This is a genomic window from Candidatus Williamhamiltonella endosymbiont of Tuberolachnus salignus, from assembly GCF_964019775.1.
In the GTDB taxonomy this organism is placed as follows: Bacteria; Pseudomonadota; Gammaproteobacteria; order Enterobacterales; family Enterobacteriaceae; genus Hamiltonella; species Hamiltonella defendens.
The window spans coordinates 1,390,562-1,407,858 of record NZ_OZ026471.1 but is presented as its reverse complement, the minus strand read 5'-3'; the positions used below and the strand labels follow the sequence as shown (position 1 = coordinate 1,407,858).

The 17,297-nt window shown below is 41.3% G+C and carries 18 protein-coding genes and 1 tRNA gene; 4 read left to right on the top strand and 15 right to left on the bottom strand.

Annotated features, from left to right (window positions below; translation table 11 throughout):
* Positions 1–32 precede the first annotated feature (32 nt).
* Together fre and ubiD are read right to left on the bottom strand one after the other, a co-directional pair.
* On the bottom strand, positions 33–755 hold the full coding sequence (fre, locus tag AACL23_RS06915) for an NAD(P)H-flavin reductase (protein WP_339050871.1): 723 nt from the start codon (positions 753–755) through the stop codon (positions 33–35).
* Positions 756–2,243 (bottom strand): 4-hydroxy-3-polyprenylbenzoate decarboxylase, encoded by a 1,488-nt coding sequence (gene ubiD / locus AACL23_RS06910; RefSeq protein WP_015874419.1) that lies wholly within the window; start codon positions 2,241–2,243, stop codon positions 756–758.
* Between the two features lie 120 nt (positions 2,244–2,363).
* Between ubiD and rfaH the strand changes: the two genes are divergently transcribed.
* Positions 2,364–2,852 carry a transcription/translation regulatory transformer protein RfaH gene (gene rfaH / locus AACL23_RS06905; RefSeq protein WP_100096960.1) on the top strand — a complete coding sequence of 163 codons (489 nt, stop codon included), beginning with the start codon at positions 2,364–2,366 and terminating at the stop codon, positions 2,850–2,852.
* 6 nt (positions 2,853–2,858) lie between these two features.
* On the opposite strand, the gene hemB is transcribed toward rfaH, so the two are convergent.
* On the bottom strand, positions 2,859–3,875 hold the full coding sequence (hemB, locus tag AACL23_RS06900; protein ID WP_100096959.1) for a porphobilinogen synthase: 1,017 nt from the start codon (positions 3,873–3,875) through the stop codon (positions 2,859–2,861).
* 143 nt (positions 3,876–4,018) lie between these two features.
* On the opposite strand from hemB, the gene AACL23_RS06895 reads away from it, so the two are divergent.
* Positions 4,019–4,095, top strand: a tRNA-Pro gene (locus AACL23_RS06895).
* Between the two features lie 56 nt (positions 4,096–4,151).
* Here AACL23_RS06895 and yjgA read toward each other — a convergent pair.
* The 6 genes from yjgA to hemA all read right to left on the bottom strand — a co-directional run bounded on the left by yjgA (position 4,152) and on the right by hemA (position 10,004).
* Positions 4,152–4,703, bottom strand: a complete 552-nt coding sequence (gene yjgA / locus AACL23_RS06890) for a ribosome biogenesis factor YjgA (protein WP_044612591.1) — start codon at positions 4,701–4,703, stop codon at positions 4,152–4,154.
* Positions 4,704–4,734: 31 nt separating this feature from the next.
* Positions 4,735–5,895, bottom strand: coding sequence for a glutathionylspermidine synthase family protein (locus AACL23_RS06885; RefSeq protein ID WP_100096957.1), 1,161 nt, complete (start codon positions 5,893–5,895; stop codon positions 4,735–4,737).
* A 20-nt stretch (positions 5,896–5,915) separates the two neighbouring features.
* Positions 5,916–6,608, bottom strand: a complete 693-nt coding sequence (locus AACL23_RS06880) for a DUF1190 family protein (protein ID WP_148121467.1) — start codon at positions 6,606–6,608, stop codon at positions 5,916–5,918.
* Between the two features lie 105 nt (positions 6,609–6,713).
* Entirely contained in the window at positions 6,714–7,571 is an 858-nt protein-coding gene (prmC, locus tag AACL23_RS06875; protein ID WP_339050865.1) for a peptide chain release factor N(5)-glutamine methyltransferase, read from the bottom strand.
* Position 7,572: 1 nt separating this feature from the next.
* On the bottom strand, positions 7,573–8,655 hold the full coding sequence (prfA, locus tag AACL23_RS06870) for a peptide chain release factor 1 (protein WP_100096956.1): 1,083 nt from the start codon (positions 8,653–8,655) through the stop codon (positions 7,573–7,575).
* A 44-nt stretch (positions 8,656–8,699) separates the two neighbouring features.
* Positions 8,700–10,004 carry a glutamyl-tRNA reductase gene (hemA, locus tag AACL23_RS06865; RefSeq protein ID WP_100096955.1) on the bottom strand — a complete coding sequence of 435 codons (1,305 nt, stop codon included), beginning with the start codon at positions 10,002–10,004 and terminating at the stop codon, positions 8,700–8,702.
* Between the two features lie 165 nt (positions 10,005–10,169).
* On the opposite strand from hemA, the gene lolB reads away from it, so the two are divergent.
* Complete coding sequence (gene lolB, locus AACL23_RS06860; protein ID WP_100096954.1) at positions 10,170–10,820, top strand: lipoprotein insertase outer membrane protein LolB; 651 nt, start codon at positions 10,170–10,172, stop codon at positions 10,818–10,820.
* Complete coding sequence (gene ispE, locus AACL23_RS06855) at positions 10,817–11,692, top strand: 4-(cytidine 5'-diphospho)-2-C-methyl-D-erythritol kinase (protein ID WP_015874428.1); 876 nt, start codon at positions 10,817–10,819, stop codon at positions 11,690–11,692. Before lolB ends, ispE begins: the two co-directional genes overlap by 4 nt.
* 1 nt (position 11,693) lies before the next feature.
* On the opposite strand, the gene AACL23_RS06850 is transcribed toward ispE, so the two are convergent.
* Genes AACL23_RS06850 through AACL23_RS06825 form a run of 6 tightly spaced genes read right to left on the bottom strand, consistent with a single transcriptional unit; the run spans position 11,694 to position 17,173 of the window.
* Positions 11,694–13,049: an L-cystine transporter gene (locus tag AACL23_RS06850; protein ID WP_339050862.1), complete on the bottom strand. Its 1,356-nt coding sequence runs from the start codon at positions 13,047–13,049 to the stop codon at positions 11,694–11,696.
* Positions 13,049–13,600: a metal-dependent hydrolase gene (locus tag AACL23_RS06845; protein WP_015874430.1), complete on the bottom strand. Its 552-nt coding sequence runs from the start codon at positions 13,598–13,600 to the stop codon at positions 13,049–13,051. Before AACL23_RS06845 ends, AACL23_RS06850 begins: the two co-directional genes overlap by 1 nt.
* Entirely contained in the window at positions 13,597–14,427 is an 831-nt protein-coding gene (locus AACL23_RS06840; RefSeq protein ID WP_171967819.1) for a metal ABC transporter permease, read from the bottom strand. Before AACL23_RS06840 ends, AACL23_RS06845 begins: the two co-directional genes overlap by 4 nt.
* Positions 14,427–15,302 carry a metal ABC transporter permease gene (locus AACL23_RS06835; RefSeq protein ID WP_171967820.1) on the bottom strand — a complete coding sequence of 292 codons (876 nt, stop codon included), beginning with the start codon at positions 15,300–15,302 and terminating at the stop codon, positions 14,427–14,429. The genes AACL23_RS06840 and AACL23_RS06835 overlap by 1 nt, the downstream gene beginning before the upstream one ends.
* Complete coding sequence (locus AACL23_RS06830; RefSeq protein ID WP_015874433.1) at positions 15,303–16,193, bottom strand: ATP-binding cassette domain-containing protein; 891 nt, start codon at positions 16,191–16,193, stop codon at positions 15,303–15,305.
* Positions 16,190–17,173: a metal ABC transporter substrate-binding protein gene (locus tag AACL23_RS06825; RefSeq protein ID WP_015874434.1), complete on the bottom strand. Its 984-nt coding sequence runs from the start codon at positions 17,171–17,173 to the stop codon at positions 16,190–16,192. The genes AACL23_RS06830 and AACL23_RS06825 overlap by 4 nt, the downstream gene beginning before the upstream one ends.
* Positions 17,174–17,297: the final 124 nt, after the last annotated feature.

The window sequence follows — 17,297 nt, the reverse complement described above, 5'->3', positions numbered from 1 at the left end:
ACAAAAATCAAAAATTGAGAGGTTGATTTTTCCTAAAAATTTTCAGAGGCTGTTTTAAGAAAACCAAAAGCATCCCCATAAATTCTGGCTGAATTTGCATTGCGCCTTTCACAAAATTGCTTTTGCGCAATTTGCGCCATTTCAAAACGACCCGCAATGTAAATCTCTTGTTCCGTGAGCAGCTCATAATCTTCTAAAACAGCGTTTAATACCGTCCCTGTTTTCCCTTTCCAACCTGGCTGAGCTTGTTCGATAACGGGCACAAAAGTAAACCTTGAATGCTGGATACTCAGGGCCTGTAATGCTTCTAAATCATAAAGATGCTTTAACTCACGCCCCCCCCAATAAACGGATATTTCACGATGAGGTTGTTCCGATAACGCACTCAATAAGATAGAACGCACATAGGAAAAACCTGTTCCCCCGGCAATCAATAAAAGAGGGCGCCGGCTGCCTTGACGAAACCAGGCATGACCATGCGGGATATCAATATTAATTGCTCTATTTTGAAAAATACGATCCATCACGGCCATGCCATAGGTGTTGAAATCTGAAGTCCCAATATGTAACTCGATTTCTTTTTTTTCTAAAGGCGTGGATGCCATCGAAAATGGACGATGGTCACCTTCGCCCATGATGACCATCAAATACTGCCCAGCCTGAAATGAAAATTCGCCTAAAGGCGTTAATTTTACCCGATAGACTGTATCGTTAATGGCTTCTACTGAGTTCACTTTACAGTTTAGAGTGGCCATTTATTTTTTCTTGACCGATTGTTGATTGAAGATATTCAGTTCGTCCCAAATGGCATCAATGCGATCACAAACGCTTTTGTCCATCTTAATGGTCCGCCCCCAGACACGTTGAGTTTCTGCTGACCACTTATTGGTCGCATCCAAGCCCATTTTTGAGCCTAACCCTGCAACAGGGGAAGCAAAATCCAGATAATCAATCGGTGTATTTTCTATTAATAGGGTATCCCTTGCAGGATCCATTCGGGTCGTGATAGCCCAGATCACATCATTCCAATTGCGAGCGTTAATGTCATCATCACAAACAATCACAAATTTGGTGTACATAAATTGACGTAAAAATGACCACACGCCCATCATGACTCGTTTAGCGTGCCCCGCGTATTGTTTTTTTATCGTGACCACGGCCAAACGATAAGAGCACCCTTCAGGAGGCAAATAAAAATCCACAATCTCAGGAAATTGTTTTTGCAAAATAGGAATAAAAACCTCGTTTAAGGCGGCCCCCAATATGGAAGGCTCATCAGGGGGGCGGCCCGTGTAGGTGGAATGATAAATGGCGTCCTGTCGTTTGGTGATATGACTGACTGTAAAAACAGGAAAATGCTCAGTTTCATTATAGTAACCCGTATGGTCACCATAAGGCCCCTCTTCAGCGGTCTCCCCTGGTTGAATATATCCTTCTAACACGATTTCAGCATTGGCGGGCACTTGAAGATCAGAAGAAAGGCACTTCACGACTTCGGTTCTATAGCCACGCAATAAGCCCGAAAACGCATATTCAGACAGCGTATCAGGGACAGGTGTGACTGCGCCTAAAATGGTTGCGGGATCAGCGCCCAGAGCGACAGCGACCGGAAAAGGTTGCCCAGGGTTTGTTTTACACCATTCTCGATAATCTAATGCCCCGCCACGATGTGGAAGCCATCGCATAATGATCTTGTTTTTGGATAGCACCTGTTGACGATAAATCCCTAAATTTTGTCGCTCTTTATGAGGACCTCGTGTGATGGTTAACCCCCAAGTGATGAGCGGGGCGACATCACCTGGCCAGCAATGCATCGCAGGGAGACAACCGAGATCTAAATTGTCTTTCCAGATTTCTTCCTGACAGGGCGCGGATGTCAGGATTTTATTCGGCATATTTAAGATTTGCTTAAACTTTGGCAACTTGGAAAGTAAATCACGAAAACCCTTGGGGGGTTCTGGCTCTTTTAAAAAAGCTAACAGTTGCCCCAGCTCACGCAAGGTGCTGATGTCTTTCTGGCCCATGCCCATGGCAACCCTTTGAGTGGTACCAAAAAGGTTACACAGAACCGGCATGGCATGCCCTTTGGGTTTCTCAAATAAAAGAGCGGGCCCTTGGGCTTGCAATGTGCGATCAGAAATTTCGGTCATTTCCAAAAAAGGATCAATAGTTTGATGGATACGTTTCAGTTCCCCTTTTGCTTCAAGTAAGGCTAGAAAATCTCTGAGATCTTTGTATTTCATGGTTGTTCACATTTTAAAAATTAAAATAAACTGTTTATGAGCCATTTTTTTGGCGTTTTTATTTAGGGTACTGTATGTATAATATTACCCATCCGCTCTATTTTAACGTGCTGAAGTATGATGAAATCCTGGTATTTATTGTATTGCAAACGGGGACAGGTTTCTCGAGCTCAAGAACATTTAGAACGACAAAAAGTGTCCTGTCTGACACCCTTGGTCACAGTCGAAAAATGCTTGAGAGGCAGACGCATCCAAGTAGAAGAGCCTTTATTTCCTAATTATTTATTTATCCATTTTGATCCAGAAATGATTCACACCACCTGTATCAAAGCCACCCGTGGTGTAAGAGATTTTGTGCGTTTTGGAAACCAGCTGGCCGTGGTTTCAGATATCGTTGTCACTCAAATACAACAGCGGACATTCGATAAATCAGTCGATTTTCGTATTCCGACACCCGGCGATCTTGTTTCAATTACTGAAGGCCCTTTTGTTGGATTACAAGCAATCTACTCTCAGCCTGATGGTGAAATGCGTTCTATTTTATTGATGAATCTGCTTCATCAACAAGTTTCAAAAAGTTTTGACAATCATCAATTTCAAAAAAAATAAGCTTTTTTATTTTTGATTATTTTCATTTAGCCATTGTGCTACCTGTTTCGCAAAATAAGTTAAGATGCCGTCTGCACCCGCACGCTTAAAACAAAGTAATGATTCCATAATAACGTCTTTTTCTTGTAGCCATCCGTTTTGGATGGCGGCTTGATGCATGGCATATTCGCCAGAGACTTGATAAGCAAAAGTGGGCACTCCAAAAGTCTCCTTGACTCGGCGTACAACATCCAAATAAGGCATGCCAGGTTTTACCATGACCATATCCGCGCCTTCTTGTATATCTAGAGCCACTTCCTGTAAAGCTTCATCAGTGTTAGCGGGATCCATTTGATATGTTTTTTTATGGCCTCCCTTTAAGTGATGGCTCGAACCAACGGCTTCACGAAAAGGGCCATAATAACAGGAAGCATATTTTGCTGAATACGCCATGATTTGTGTATTATAAAACCCCTGCTTTTCCAATTCAGATCGAATCACTCTGATACGCCCGTCCATCATATCGCTCGGCGCGATAATATCTGCACCTGCGTCTGCTTGAGACAAAGCCTGCCGTACTAAAATCTTGTTGGTGAGATCATTGATCACATCCTGATGTTCATCGATAACACCATCTTGACCATGGCAGGTATAAGGATCTAATGCCACATCGGTTAAGACACCCAACTGAGGTAGATGTTTTTTTAATAAGCGAATGGCGCGTTGCACCAATCCTTCGGGATGATAGGCTTGTTCTGCCTGTAATGATTTGAGGCTCGGATCAATCACTGGAAATAAAGCCATCACAGGAATGCCTAATTGAGCCACCTGCTCTGCCTCTTTGAGTAAGAGATCGAGGCTCATCCTAAAAATGCCAGGCATCGAAGCGATCTCTTCACGTCGGCAATGACCTTCCATGATAAATACGGGGTAAATCAGGTCATTTAAGCTGAGATGATGTTCAGCCAGTAAACGACGGCTGAAACCATATCGGCGCCCACGGCGCATACGACGATAGGGGAAAGTGCTTAGGCAATCATTCATATTGATTTACTGAGTGATGGTTCATCTTGATTTAAGAGTCAATACTTAATGACGATGTTTTTAATCCCTGAAATAAATATATTCTTGGCAACCAGCTAAAAGCTTGCATAAAAAAAAAAAAAAGATACGATCACCGCAAATTTCGGCATGTAGCGCAGCTTGGTAGCGCACCGTCATGGGGTGGCGGGGGTCGGAGGTTCAAATCCTCTCATGCCGACCAAAATAGTCCATAAAATCCTCCCTTTTGCCTTCCTCATCTATCTCAATCCATTGCAATTATTTTGTTTTTGATAACAGACGAAGATATTCAAATATTTGTCTTAAAGCTTTTTGAGATTGACCAGCCGCTTTTTCTTTTTGAGCATTTCGAATCAAGCTCCGAATATGTTGACGGTCTGCCGATGGGTACAGTTGCAATAGGTCCACAATCGCACTGTCGCCTCCTTCTACGATGGAATCGCGCAAATTTTCTAATTGATGCAAAAGTGCAATATCCTCACGATCACGGTGATGTCGTTCATTTAATGCGGCTTTAATCGATTGTAGCTGCTCTTGTCGAGAGCGTAACATTTTTCCAATCAGTTGAATCTGTCGTCGGTGGCCTTCTTTTTTTATTTTTTGAGCCAGCTCAATGGCTTCCAGTAAATCTGTATCCAAAGGAATATGTTTTAAAGCCTGTTTGCTTAAACCAATCAATTCTCGGCCTAATTTTTTTAATGCCTCAGCATCCCGTTTTAATTCACTTTTACTGACAACAATAGATTGCGTATGATCATCATTTTTTCTTTGAACTCTCTCATTCAGACTATGTTCAAATTTTTCATTGATATTCATCAATATTTCACCGGTCGGCTAACCATCAATTCAAGATAATATGTGGATAAAAACGCGAAAGGTCTTGCGTAATTAATTCATTATCCTCACGTAAGCCTATTCCACAGGGTTGATCATTAACCAGCCAACTCCCTATCACAGTATAACTATCGCCAAAACGGGGTAATGGATGAAATTGTTGTACAATCTTCCCTTCTGCCCCATAAGGCCCTGCAGATCGCGCGATTTTTTCCCCTTTTTTTACGATCTCAATGTTCGCCCCTTCTCTTGAAAAAAGAGGTTTAACCACGTAACTGGATAAATTGATGGCGGGATCATTAAGAAAATAAGCAGGTAAAAGATTAGGATGATGGGGATACATCTCCCACAACAAAGGTAACAGGGCTTTATTAGAAATCAAACTTTTCCAGGCAGGTTCCAGCCAACTGACATGAGCGCCTTCTAATTTCGTTGAGAACATTTCTCTAAACATGAATTCCCAAGGGTAGAGCTTGAACAAATGTTGGATAACCTGATCATCTGTGTCAGTCAATTCGCCCTTTTCCCCCAACCCAATCTCGTCAATAAAAAGAAAGCGGCCTTCCAGATCCGCTTCTTTTGCACAGTCTTTTAAATATTGCACTGTGGCACGATCCTCTTCACTGTCCTGACAAGCGGTAAAATGTAAAAAAGTAAAGCCATGTTGAGATTTGAGTTCAGCAAAGCGATAGATCAGCTTTTCTTGCAAACTATTGTACTGGTCTGCTTCCCTGCTTAAATGTTGAGCTTGTATTTGATCTTCCAGCCACAACCATTGAAAAAATGCCGTTTCATACAAAGAAGTCGGCGTATCCGCATTATTCTCAAGAAGTTTTGCTGGGCTTTGACCGTCATAAGCCAAATCCAGTCGCGAGTAAAGAGAAGGTTGCCTTGTATCCCATGAAGCTTTTACAAAATCCCAGCAATGCCGAGGAATACAAAATTGGGTCAGTCGTTCTTCACTATTGACGACTTTTTCCACAGCTTCTAAACACATTTCATGCAACTGTGCCGTGGTATTTTCTAGTTCCTCAATCTGAGCGAGGGTAAATTGATAGTAAGCTTCTTCAGACCAGTAAGCTTTGCCGTGCATGCTGTGAAAATAAAAACCAAATTCAGACGCTTTTTCACGCCAATCTGGACGTTCTTTAATGGTGACACGTTTCATAACGAAAAAACCAGCACGTATTATCCCCCGGTTCCACGAGAGAAGGATTTTGAAGAAACACCACCCTGTTTCATTGAGGCTTGTTGAGCAACGGTTTGGCCAAATCCCCCTCGAGTGATGGTTTTTGTGACAGAAGGTTTTGGAGCAAGGGCGCTTTTAGGGAGATTCATGGTACGACCATAGGTTGCTGCTCCATAATTTTTTCCTGTGGCATCCACAAACTTATCCTTCATAGGGCTAGTGGAAGATTGAGAAGTAAATAAAGGTTGCTGGTTGAATCCTCCTCCCATCATTTTCCCCATCATGTAACCGGCCATTAATGGCATCCACATACTGCCACTTTGCTGCGGTTGTGCAGTGCTATTTTTGTCTGCTGTGGATGAAGTGGCCAGTATGTCCGCCTGTTCAGATGTCACTTTAGTGCATTGTGATTGACCAAACTCAGCGACACAGTCTTCACGACTGGCATATTTAGGTGATGTTTTTGTCGCCTCTTTTAATGCGGCTTGATATGCCTGTGCACATTGCTGATTCATAGAAGGATTGGCTTTGGAGCAATCGTCTGCATTTTGATAAAGAGAGACGGTTTGATCTGATTTTTCACACGCGGTCAAAAAAAATACCGTGCTAATAGATAATGCAATCGGAGCAAGCCGATAACCGCGCCAGGATTTACGAAATTTTTCTTTATGGATATGATGGGTCCGTTTCATAGTCATTTACCTCACATTTTTTATTTCAAGGATTTTATCACAAGCTTTATTAGCGTTCTTTAAAAAATCTAAAGTAAAAAAATAAACGCGTTGTTAACCGTGTTATCATTTTCTGTTTTTAGCCTTCAAGGATGCAGGAACCCATTGACCAGATGTCACTCTGGGATGCCCTCCATCATCTCTATAAGTGGACACAGAAGAAAAGCCGGTTTGATAGAATAATGTTTGTATTTTATCTGACTGCTGCCATCCATGCTCAAGTAACAACCAGCCATAGGATCTCAGATAATGTGGAGATTCCCTGATAATATGCTTTACATCTGCAAGACCTTCATCTGCCGATACCAATGCGCTGAGCGGTTCGTAGCGAAGATCGCCTTTATTAAGATGAGGATCTTCGGCATCTATATAAGGCGGATTACTGACAATCACAGAAAAATATCCATTGACGGCTGAAAACCAGTTTCCCTGAAAAAAAGAAAGATGTGGCAACCCCAGTTTTTTTGCATTATGAGAAGCCAGTTTGATGGTCTCTTCTTTTATATCCGTACCAATAATCGTGCAATCTGAACGCTCATGCCCTAAAGCCAAGGCGATACACCCCGTCCCTGTGCCTAAATCTAAAACACGTGAAGCTCCCCGAGGGATATGTTTCAACGCTTGCTCTACTAAACATTCGGTATCAGGGCGGGGAATCAAGGTCACCGGTGATACCGAGATAGGCAAAGACCAAAATTCGCGTTCGCCTATTAAATACGCAATAGGTTCACCTTGCGCCCGACGTTGCACTATGATTTCAAGCGATGCCTGTTCTTTCACTGTTAATTTTGTCTCACCAAAACCAAGTAATACGCTACGAGGTTTACCGGTCACATATCCCAAAAGAATTTCAGCATCCCTTTTTGGGCTGTCACTTTGAGCTAATCTCTGAATGGTATTAATAAACCATTGCTGATAATTCATCTCATTCCTGTTCAGATAATGCGGAAAGAAGATCGGCTTGATGCTCACGTAAAAGAGGATGAATCAATATATCTAGCTTACCGGACATCACTTCATCTAAACGATATAAGGTGAGATTGATACGATGATCTGTGACCCGACCTTGAGGAAAATTATAAGTACGATGACGATCAGAGCGATCACCAGATCCCAGCAAATTTCGCCGCTCAGAAGCTTGAGCCTGTTGCCTTTTTTGAACCTGCGCGGCGTGCATACGCGCGCCTAATACAGACATCGCTTTTGCCTTGTTTTTATGCTGAGAACGCTCATCTTGACATTCAACCACAATGCCTGTTGGTAAGTGTGTGATGCGAATCGCCGAATCTGTGGTGTTGACATGCTGACCACCGGCACCGGATGAACGAAATGTGTCAATACGCAAATCAGAAAGAGTGATTTTCGGCAACTCTTCTTCAGGAATTTCTGGCATAACCGCAACAGTACAAGCCGAGGTGTGAATACGCCCCTGTGATTCAGTCGTAGGCACTCTTTGTACTCTATGGCCGCCTGATTCAAATTTTAATTGCCCATACACCCCTTCCCCAGAAATTTTGGTAATCATTTCTTTGTAGCCGCCATGCTCACCTTCATGAGCACTGATGATTTCCATTTTCCAGGAACGCGATTCGGCATATCGGGCATACATTCGGAACAAATCTCCGGCAAAAATCGCGGCTTCATCACCCCCTGTGCCTGCCCGAATTTCTAGAAAACAACTTCTTGAATCATCGATATCTCTGGGTAATAACAAAATTTGTAACTGTTGTGTTAATTGCTCACTTTGAATTTTGGCTTTTTCTAATTCTTCAGTGGCCATTTCATGCATTTCAGGATCTTGCAACAAGCTTTTCGCAGCTATCATGTCATTTTGTAGCTTAAGCCATTCTGTAAAAAGCTCAGCAATGTTGCTGAGCTGAGCATATTCTCGAGACATCATACGAAAGCGTTCTTGATCTTGAATGGTCAAAGGATCTGCAAGGTGCGCTTGCAACTCTTCGTGACGCTCTTGTAATGCTTCTAATTTTTTAATAAAAGATGGCTTCATTTTTAGTGCCAGTCCTATAACAAAGGGGATAAGAAATCGTTTTTTTAATTAGGGTGTCTTTTTTTAGTAGCCTGTTTTTTAAAATGAAGTAATCCAGAGTGTTCCAGGCTCTCATGCAAAAATTTAAAGCGCTCAATGTCACCATCAAGAGCCGCTTTTTTCAAAGAAGAGGTTGGCGCATGAATCAGCTGATTCGTCAGCTTATGTGTCAATGCATACAATGTTTTTTCTAGATTATCTCCTTTTTTGATCGCCGCTAATGCTTTTTCTGTGAGAGCAATCCGTATTTGATCTGCTTTAGAACGATATTCGCGAATCATTTCAGACGAACTTTGTGATCTGACCCAAGAGATAAAATTAAGACTTTCTTCTTTTATAATCGACTCCGCTTTGAAAACGGCCCTTTTTCGATGGGAAAGATGACGTTCAATAATACTTTGTAAATCATCGATATTGTAGAGGTAAACATTTGGCACATGACCCACTTCAGGCTCAATGTCTCTTGGTACCGCAATATCTATAAAAAGCATGGGCTGATTTCGTCGTTTTTTAAGCGCTTGCTTAATCATGTTTTTATCAATGACAGGCAACTGGCTGGCTGTTGAGCTCATGGTGATATCAGCTTCATATAAACGGGATGGTATCTCTTCGAATCTGATGACATCAGCGCCGAAGTCATTTCCGAGGCAAAGTGCCTTTTCAAAAGTACGATTTGCAATAATAAGACGTTTTACCTTATGTTTAAATAGATGACGCGCCATCAACTCAATGGTTTCTCCTGCTCCAATCAACAGTACGGTCACTTCAGAAAGAGATTCAAAAATCTGCCGCGCCAGACTGCAGGCCGCAAACGCAAAAGAGACAGCGTGCACACCAATATCGGTTTCAGTTCGCACTCGTTTTGCGACTGAGAAAGATTTTTGAAATAACCGCTTTAGGTCACGACACATGATTTGGTGCGGTTGAGATTGAGTAAATGCTTTTTTAATTTGACCCAAAATTTGTGGCTCTCCTAATATCAGAGAGTCTAGTCCGCTCGCAACACGCATCAGATGCTCAACGGCCTGATCATCATAATACCAGTATAAGCTTTTGATCAGCTCTTCGGGTTTCAGATGGCAATATTCACATAACCATTGAATCAGTTTTTTTTCTAAACCTGACTGATTTTGTGCGCTAAGATAGAACTCAGTTCGATTGCATGTGGATAAAAACACGCCGCTTTTTACCAGGGTTGTTTGGATTAAATGATGGAACGCCTGTTCAAAAGAGTCAGGTAAGAAACTCATTTTTTCACGTAGAGCAACAGCCGCTGTTTTATGATTAACACCTAGCGCGAGTAAAGTCATGAAAAGAAATTTCGGATGATGATCTGAAAAATTAAAAACTTTTATAGAGATAAAGTAAGGTCTACTGTTTGAGTGGGATTCTACGTGATAGAAGAGATCCTTGTCATCTATAAAAAAACAGCCCTCTATTCATGACCCTGTTTTTTTTGAAAAGAGAATGTCAATATGCTGATCTTTAAAATCTGTTTTTATCGGTTATTACCATTGAGCGTTTTATTACTGGCTGCCTGTAGCGCTTTAAAAGCGCCCGAATCATCTTCTGTATTAAAAAATCATATCGCTTCTGATGAATGGCAAGAATATCAGCATCAATTAAAACAAATTCAGCAATTTCAAATTCAGGGATCAGTGGCTTATTTTTCTGATGAAAAAAAGGCCTATGCTCGATTTTTCTGGCAACAATATTCGCCTAAAAATTATCATTTATTGCTGCTGAGCCCTCTTGGCCAAACTGAATTTGAACTTAAAGTGACCAATGGACGTGTTGATATGGCCAAATATAAAGATCAAGGCGAGATAAAGGGTAATGCAGAAGAGATTTTATTCAAATTAACGGGAATACCGATTCCTTTGGAGCATTTGTCTCGTTGGATTGTAGGCGCATCAAGCGATGCTGATGAGATCATTTTAAATCGCCAATCTCGCCTAAAAACGCTGATTCATCACAAAAAAGAACAAACCTGGAAAGTCTACTATCAAGCGTACAATACAAAAATAACGCCTATATTGCCTGAACGGCTTGAACTATATTTGATTTCTCCAAATCATCAAGATCAGAGAATGACACTCAAAATAAATCATTGGATATTAAAATGAAACAGGTTTGGGCTTCTCCAGCAAAACTCAACGTGTTTCTTTATATCACAGGGCAGCAGCCTGATGGTTATCATCAATTGCAGACACTGTTTATTTTTCTCAATTATGGGGATGAAATCACGATTGTGCCTCGCCAGGATGAACAAATCCTTTTAATGACGCCCATCCCGAATGTGAGCCATGATCAAAATTTAGTAGTTCGAGCGGCACGTTTATTACAGCAGCAGCCAGGAAAAAAATCACAAACAGGCTCTTTACCAAGAGGGGCTGAGATCAGCATTAAAAAGTACGTACCAATAGGAGGGGGATTAGGGGGCGGATCCTCTAATGCGGCAACGGTGTTATTGGCCCTGAATCACTTATGGGGATTCAATTTTAGCGAAGATGAACTGGCAGTGCTAGGTTTAAAATTAGGAGCAGATGTCCCTGTTTTTATTTATGGAAACTCAGCTTTTGCAGAAGGCGTAGGAGATCGTCTGCAACCTGTTGAATGGCCCCTAAAATGGTATTTGGTTTTATATTCTGATGTGAAGATTTCAACCAAAATGATTTTTTCTGATCCTGAGTTAAAAAGGAACACGCCCAGACGCTCACTCTCAACACTTTTGGCCGCACCTTATCATAATGATTGCGAACCTGTCGTAAGAAAACGTTTTCCCAAGGTTGATGAACTGCTTTCCTGGATTTCACAATACGCGCCGGCACGCCTGACTGGAACGGGCGCCTGTATTTTTAGTGAATTTAATACAGAATCCGAGGCACGTGACATACTCGAGAAGGTTCCCAAGGGGATCTATGGTTTCGTGGCATCTAGTACCCAAATTTCTCCTTTAAAAAAGGATTTTTTGGATGTGAGATCACAGATATCCTGATTTATGATGGAGGTGTTGATTTTTTCATGAACTGGTTTGTAATGACACCAGCACTCATAGAACCATTCACATTCAATGCAGTGCGACCCATATCCACCAAGGGTTCAATAGAAATCAGCAAAGCCACCAATGTCACTGGAAAACCTAACGCCGGTAGTACCATCAAGGCTGCAAAGGTCGCGCCTCCTCCAACACCCGCAACACCCACAGAACTGATGGTCACCACCGCCACTAATGTGGCTATCCATAAGGGATCTAACGGGTTAATCCCCATAGTAGGTGCAATCATGGTGGCCAGCATCGCTGGGTAAAGTCCCGAGCAACCATTTTGTCCAATATTCGCACCAAAGGAAGCTGAAAAATTGGCAATAGACTCAGGCACCCCCAACCGATGAGTTTGAACTTCAATATTAAGAGGAATACTCGCCGCGCTAGAACGGCTGGTAAACGCAAAAGTCAAAACAGGCCAAGCGTGCCGAAAAAATTTTCTGGGATCAACACCTGAAAGAAATAGCAACAAGGCATGTACTAAAAACATCACCCCCAAACCTACATAAGAGGCAATCACAAAATGACCTAATTTCAATATGTGATGGACATCAGTAGTGGCGACTATTTTTGTCATCAGGGCCAAGACACCATAAGGGGTGAGTAGCATCACCAAACGGACTAAATTCATGACCCAGGCTTGAAGACAATCAATCGCCGATAATACGCTTTTACCCCTCGTTACATCAATTTTGATCATTCTTAAGACGGCTACACCTAAAAAAGTGGCAAAAATGACGACGCTGATAATAGAGGTAGATGTGGCACTTGCCAGGGCTAAAAATGGATTTTTGGGGATAAATGAAAGGATTAACTGAGGTAGGCTAAACTCGGTGAGCTGCGACATATATTTACTTTGAATGGTATTTAATTGTGTCGTTTCTGCTTTACCTTGGATGAGGCCTTCTGCCGTTAAATCAAAAAAATGAATAATAAAAATGCCTACCAGAGCCGCAATGACAGTCGTGAAAAGTAATGTACCGATGCTGATCAAACTTATTTTTCCAAGCGAAGAAACATTATGTAATTTTGAAACCGCACTTAAAATAGAGCTGAATATCAAGGGCATGACGACCATGTGTAATAATTGAACGTAACCACTCCCAACAATATTCAACCAGCTAATTGATTCCTGCAAAATAATTGAATTGGCGCCATATATAAATTGCAACGAAACCCCAAATAAAACCCCCATCACAAGACCAGTAAAAACTTTTTTTGTTAAACTCCAGTTCATATAAGAAGTTTGAGCCAACAGTAGTAACAGAACTAGAAATGCCAACAAATTCATCATAATGAGTAGATACATTAGAAGTCGCCAAAAATTGGAAGTTTTTTAACATAAAGCTGTATGGAAGTGGCTGTATCAGTTTGCCAATACAGTGCGATAAGAACTAACAATACACAAAATATTCGTTCTGATAATTGACTCCTTTTTGTATTAATCAAAGGAATTCGAAAACGTTGTCGATATGGCCAGAAAAGGGGAATACCTGATGGCGTTAACATGTCGGCTAGTAAATGACTTAAATATCCTACCACCATCCCCTGCAGCACATCTGTTGCGAAAACACCATGACTTGCAAAATTGATCTGAAATAAAATGATTCCGGCAATAATCGCAAAAAGACTGTGAGTGAAACCTCTATGGCCGAATACAAGGGCAATTGGGCGTGAAATCCATCTTAATCTTTGTCCTAGCAGGGAATAAGGATGATCAATATCAGGTAATAAGGATGTTAACAGTGCGGCTGGGATAATATGCCACCAATCTCCATTCGCTAATTGAGGTGTCAATGCGGCTTTTTTAGCAAAAATGGCACAAGCGACAGAAAAAATTAAATGTCCTTCCCCAGTCATTTTTTGATGCCATTGATTTGCTTGTAAATTAATGAAGTCATAAAAATGACTGCCTGTACTATCACAATACAAGGCCCTGTAGCACCATCGATATGAAAGCTCAATAAAATGCCGGAAACACAGGAAATCACTGAAACCAGGCTCGCGATGATCAGCATTTGATGAAATTGTTGACATAGCATCAAAGCAGTCATACCAGGTGCTATCAACATCGCTATCACCAATATCACTCCAACCGCTTGAAAAGAAGCCACAATCGTCAATGAAAGTAAACAAAGCAACCCATAATGTAATAATGTAACAGGTAATCCGATGACTTTGGCATGATTATTATCAAAACAGTACAACATAAAATCTTTACGTTTTAATAACATTACAAAAAGAGTCACCCCAGAGATCCAGAGGGTTTGATGAAATTCAGATATTGTAACACCCAATATATGACCGAATAAAATATGACTGAGATGTTGATCCGTATCCACAGTTGAAAATAAAACAAGACCCAACGCAAACATGCCTGAAAAAACGATGCCCATTACAGTATCTTGTTTGACTCTACTGTTTTCTTTAATATATCCAGTGGCAAAAGCGCAAAAAATGCCAGAAGCAAATGCGCCTATTGATAATGGTATTCCTGATAAAAAGGCAAGCACAATGCCGGGTAATACCGCATGAGAGATGGCATCCCCCATTAATGACCAACCTTTGAGTACCAGGTAGCATGAAAGCACGGCACATACCATGCCTGTCACTACGGCAATCATTAAGGCCCGTTGCATAAAAGGATAAGTAAAAGGTTCCGTGATCAGATTGAAAACAGTATTCATCAAGATTTTCCTTGAGGAAGACTGAGGCGATTTTTTTTATAGACATGATAACGGCGAGCCAGTACACCATATTTAGGAGAAAAATAAAAAGTCAATAAAAAGAACAACGTTTGTAGAGTGACGATGATTCCGCCTGTGGAACCATTAAGGTAAAAGCTCAAATAAGCACCAAGCGCACTGGTCACGGCACCAATCACGATCGCCATGATCAACAAATAGCCAAAACGATCTGTTAGAAGATAAGCGGTTGCGCCAGGTGTGATCACCATAGAGATCACTAAAATGGCGCCCACCGTTTGCAATGCTGCAACCGTGCAGGCACTCAGAAGTGTAAAAAAGATAATTTTTAATCGAAACGGTGATAAGCCGATAGAAACCGCATGATTTGCATCAAAAAAGACCACCAATAAATCTTTCCAAATGATGCAGAGAGTGAAAAAAGAAATAAAAATAATGAGTTGAACCTGCCATACATCATGATCAGCAATCCCTAATATATTGCCGAAAATAATAGATTGCACATTGATTGAGGTGGGATTCAACGAAAGGATCAATAACCCAGCCGCAAAAAATGTCGAAAAAATAAAACCAATAATCGCATCTTCACGTAAGGAAGTGATATGTCGCATCAGCGTCATTGATAGAGCAGCCAGCATCCCCGTAAAAAATGCGCCTGCCGCATAAGGTAACCCTAAGGCATACGCCCCGGCGACGCCTGGAACAACAGAGTGAGCAAGCGCGTCCCCCATCAGTGACCAGCCTTTCAACATCAAATAAGCAGAAAGGAAAGCACAGGTTGCCCCGACAATGGTACTCACCCATATTGCTTTGACCATGTAATTGTAATGAAAGGGTTGCAGTAAAATGTCCCACATTTAAGAAGATGTCCCCTTGGATTTAGTTTGAGTTGGAGGATCATTTTTAGTATGGCCATAAAACACTACAGGGCGTTCATCATCAGTAATCACCGTCACGCTGCGGCCATCATTATCCTCATGCAGTGCCGAACCAGAGAGATTAATATGCCGAAGTACACCGCCAAAAGTCATTTCCAGATTTTTTTGTGTAAAAGTCGTTTCTGTCCTACCAGCACACAAAATTGTTCGGTTAATAAAAATAACGTGATCACAAAATTCTGGCACGCTCCCCAAATTATGGGTTGATACCAAAATCAAGTGATTTGTATCCCGTAAAATACGCAACAAATCAATAATGGCGTTTTCTGTTTTAACATCGACACCAGTGAAAGGCTCGTCAAGTAGCAAGACAGACGCTTCTTGTGCCAGTGAACGTGCTAAAAATACCCGTTTTTTTTGTCCACCAGACAGCTCCCCAATTTGCCGTGTTGCTAATTCAGATAGGCCCATACGCTCTATGGCCTGATTCACAATATTTTTATCTTTTTGGCTGGGGATCCGAAAAAAATTCATTTTTCCATAGCGCCCCATCATGACAACATCTTTGACCAGGACAGGGAAATTCCAATCAATCTCTTCTGTTTGTGGTACATAAGCAATGCTGTTTTTACGCAAAGCATAACTGATGGGTTGATGATTCAAGCTCACATGACCTGATGTTGGTTTAATAAGCCCGATAATGCTGTTAAATAAAGTCGATTTACCGCTGCCATTGACGCCCACTAGCGCACAGATTACACCGCCTGATAAAGCAAAACTCGCATCATAAATGGCGGTATGACCATTTTTATAAGTGACAGAAACGTTTTCTACTAAAAGCTCAGGGCGGATAAACATGTCACTTTTCATTGACCAAATCCTTTTGCTATCGTTTGCACTGTGATGTTGAGCAGATCGATATAAGTAGGTACAGGCCCATTTTTATTGGAGAGGGAATCGACATAAAGAATACCCCCATATTGTGCGTCTGTCTCTTTACTGACCTGTTTTGCAGGTTTGTCAGAAATGGTGCTTTCACTAAATACAACGGGGATGCGATATTGACGAACAATATCAATTACTTTACGAACTTGCTGAGGAGATCCTTGCTCCTCTGCATTGATCGGCCACAAATAAGCTTCCTTGAAAGCGTAATCTTGTGCCAAATAACTGAAAGCCCCTTCGCTGGTGACTAACCAGCGTTGATTTTCTGGAATACGAGCTAAACGTGCCCGCAATCGCGCATCTAGGGCACGAATTTGAAGAGCATAAGTCTCAGCATTTCGTTGATACACAGCGGCATGTTCGGGATCATGTTTTTTGAAAGCGTTGCAAATATTATCAATATAAATTAAAGCATTAGAAGGCGACATCCAGGCGTGAGGGTTAGGAATGCCATGGTAAGGCCCCTCACGGATAGGTAAGGGTTGTATATTTTGGGTCACAATCACCGCGGGAACCTGTTTAATGTTTTCAAAAAAACGCTCGAACCAACGTTCCAGGTGCATCCCATTCCATAGAATTAAATCAGCGGATTGTGCTTTCAAAATATCGCGTGGAGTAGGCTGATAACCATGGATTTCTGCGCCTGGTTTGGTAATGGACTCTACCACAGCCGCATCGCCTGCAATATTTTGGGCGATATCCTGAATAATGGTGAAAGTGGTGATGACTTTAAATAGCCTATGATTTTTAGAAGCCGATATTTCGGCATGGTTAAAAGTACTGATTGAAAACAACGAAATCGATAATAATGTGAGATAAAAAAAACGAAGGCGATAAAAAAAATGATTTAAAACGTAATCAACAGGTTTCTGGTTTAAAACCGTATTTTTATATTTATTAAACATATATGTTATTTTTTTTGTTAATTTTAAAGAATGTCATTTAAATGAAGGGAATACTTTAGAAATACATTAATTTTTTAAATAATGCTATTGTTTACCATAAATTTAATAAAAAAATCCCATGAGA

Coding starts and splice junctions, on each gene's coding strand:
- lolB (WP_100096954.1), top strand. CDS start 10,170: ATGCTGATCTTTAAAATCTGTTTTTATCGGTTATTACCATTGAGCGTT.
- ubiD (WP_015874419.1), bottom strand. CDS start 2,243: ATGAAATACAAAGATCTCAGAGATTTTCTAGCCTTACTTGAAGCAAAA.
- prfA (WP_100096956.1), bottom strand. CDS start 8,655: ATGAAGCCATCTTTTATTAAAAAATTAGAAGCATTACAAGAGCGTCAC.
- prmC (WP_339050865.1), bottom strand. CDS start 7,571: ATGAATTATCAGCAATGGTTTATTAATACCATTCAGAGATTAGCTCAA.
- AACL23_RS06845 (WP_015874430.1), bottom strand. CDS start 13,600: ATGACTGGGGAAGGACATTTAATTTTTTCTGTCGCTTGTGCCATTTTT.
- AACL23_RS06835 (WP_171967820.1), bottom strand. CDS start 15,302: ATGTGGGACATTTTACTGCAACCCTTTCATTACAATTACATGGTCAAA.
- rfaH (WP_100096960.1), top strand. CDS start 2,364: ATGAAATCCTGGTATTTATTGTATTGCAAACGGGGACAGGTTTCTCGA.
- AACL23_RS06825 (WP_015874434.1), bottom strand. CDS start 17,173: ATGTTTAATAAATATAAAAATACGGTTTTAAACCAGAAACCTGTTGAT.
- hemB (WP_100096959.1), bottom strand. CDS start 3,875: ATGAATGATTGCCTAAGCACTTTCCCCTATCGTCGTATGCGCCGTGGG.
- AACL23_RS06830 (WP_015874433.1), bottom strand. CDS start 16,193: ATGAAAAGTGACATGTTTATCCGCCCTGAGCTTTTAGTAGAAAACGTT.
- AACL23_RS06850 (WP_339050862.1), bottom strand. CDS start 13,049: ATGTATCTACTCATTATGATGAATTTGTTGGCATTTCTAGTTCTGTTA.
- ispE (WP_015874428.1), top strand. CDS start 10,817: ATGAAACAGGTTTGGGCTTCTCCAGCAAAACTCAACGTGTTTCTTTAT.
- AACL23_RS06880 (WP_148121467.1), bottom strand. CDS start 6,608: ATGAAACGGACCCATCATATCCATAAAGAAAAATTTCGTAAATCCTGG.
- AACL23_RS06840 (WP_171967819.1), bottom strand. CDS start 14,427: ATGAATACTGTTTTCAATCTGATCACGGAACCTTTTACTTATCCTTTT.
- AACL23_RS06885 (WP_100096957.1), bottom strand. CDS start 5,895: ATGAAACGTGTCACCATTAAAGAACGTCCAGATTGGCGTGAAAAAGCG.
- hemA (WP_100096955.1), bottom strand. CDS start 10,004: ATGACTTTACTCGCGCTAGGTGTTAATCATAAAACAGCGGCTGTTGCT.
- fre (WP_339050871.1), bottom strand. CDS start 755: ATGGCCACTCTAAACTGTAAAGTGAACTCAGTAGAAGCCATTAACGAT.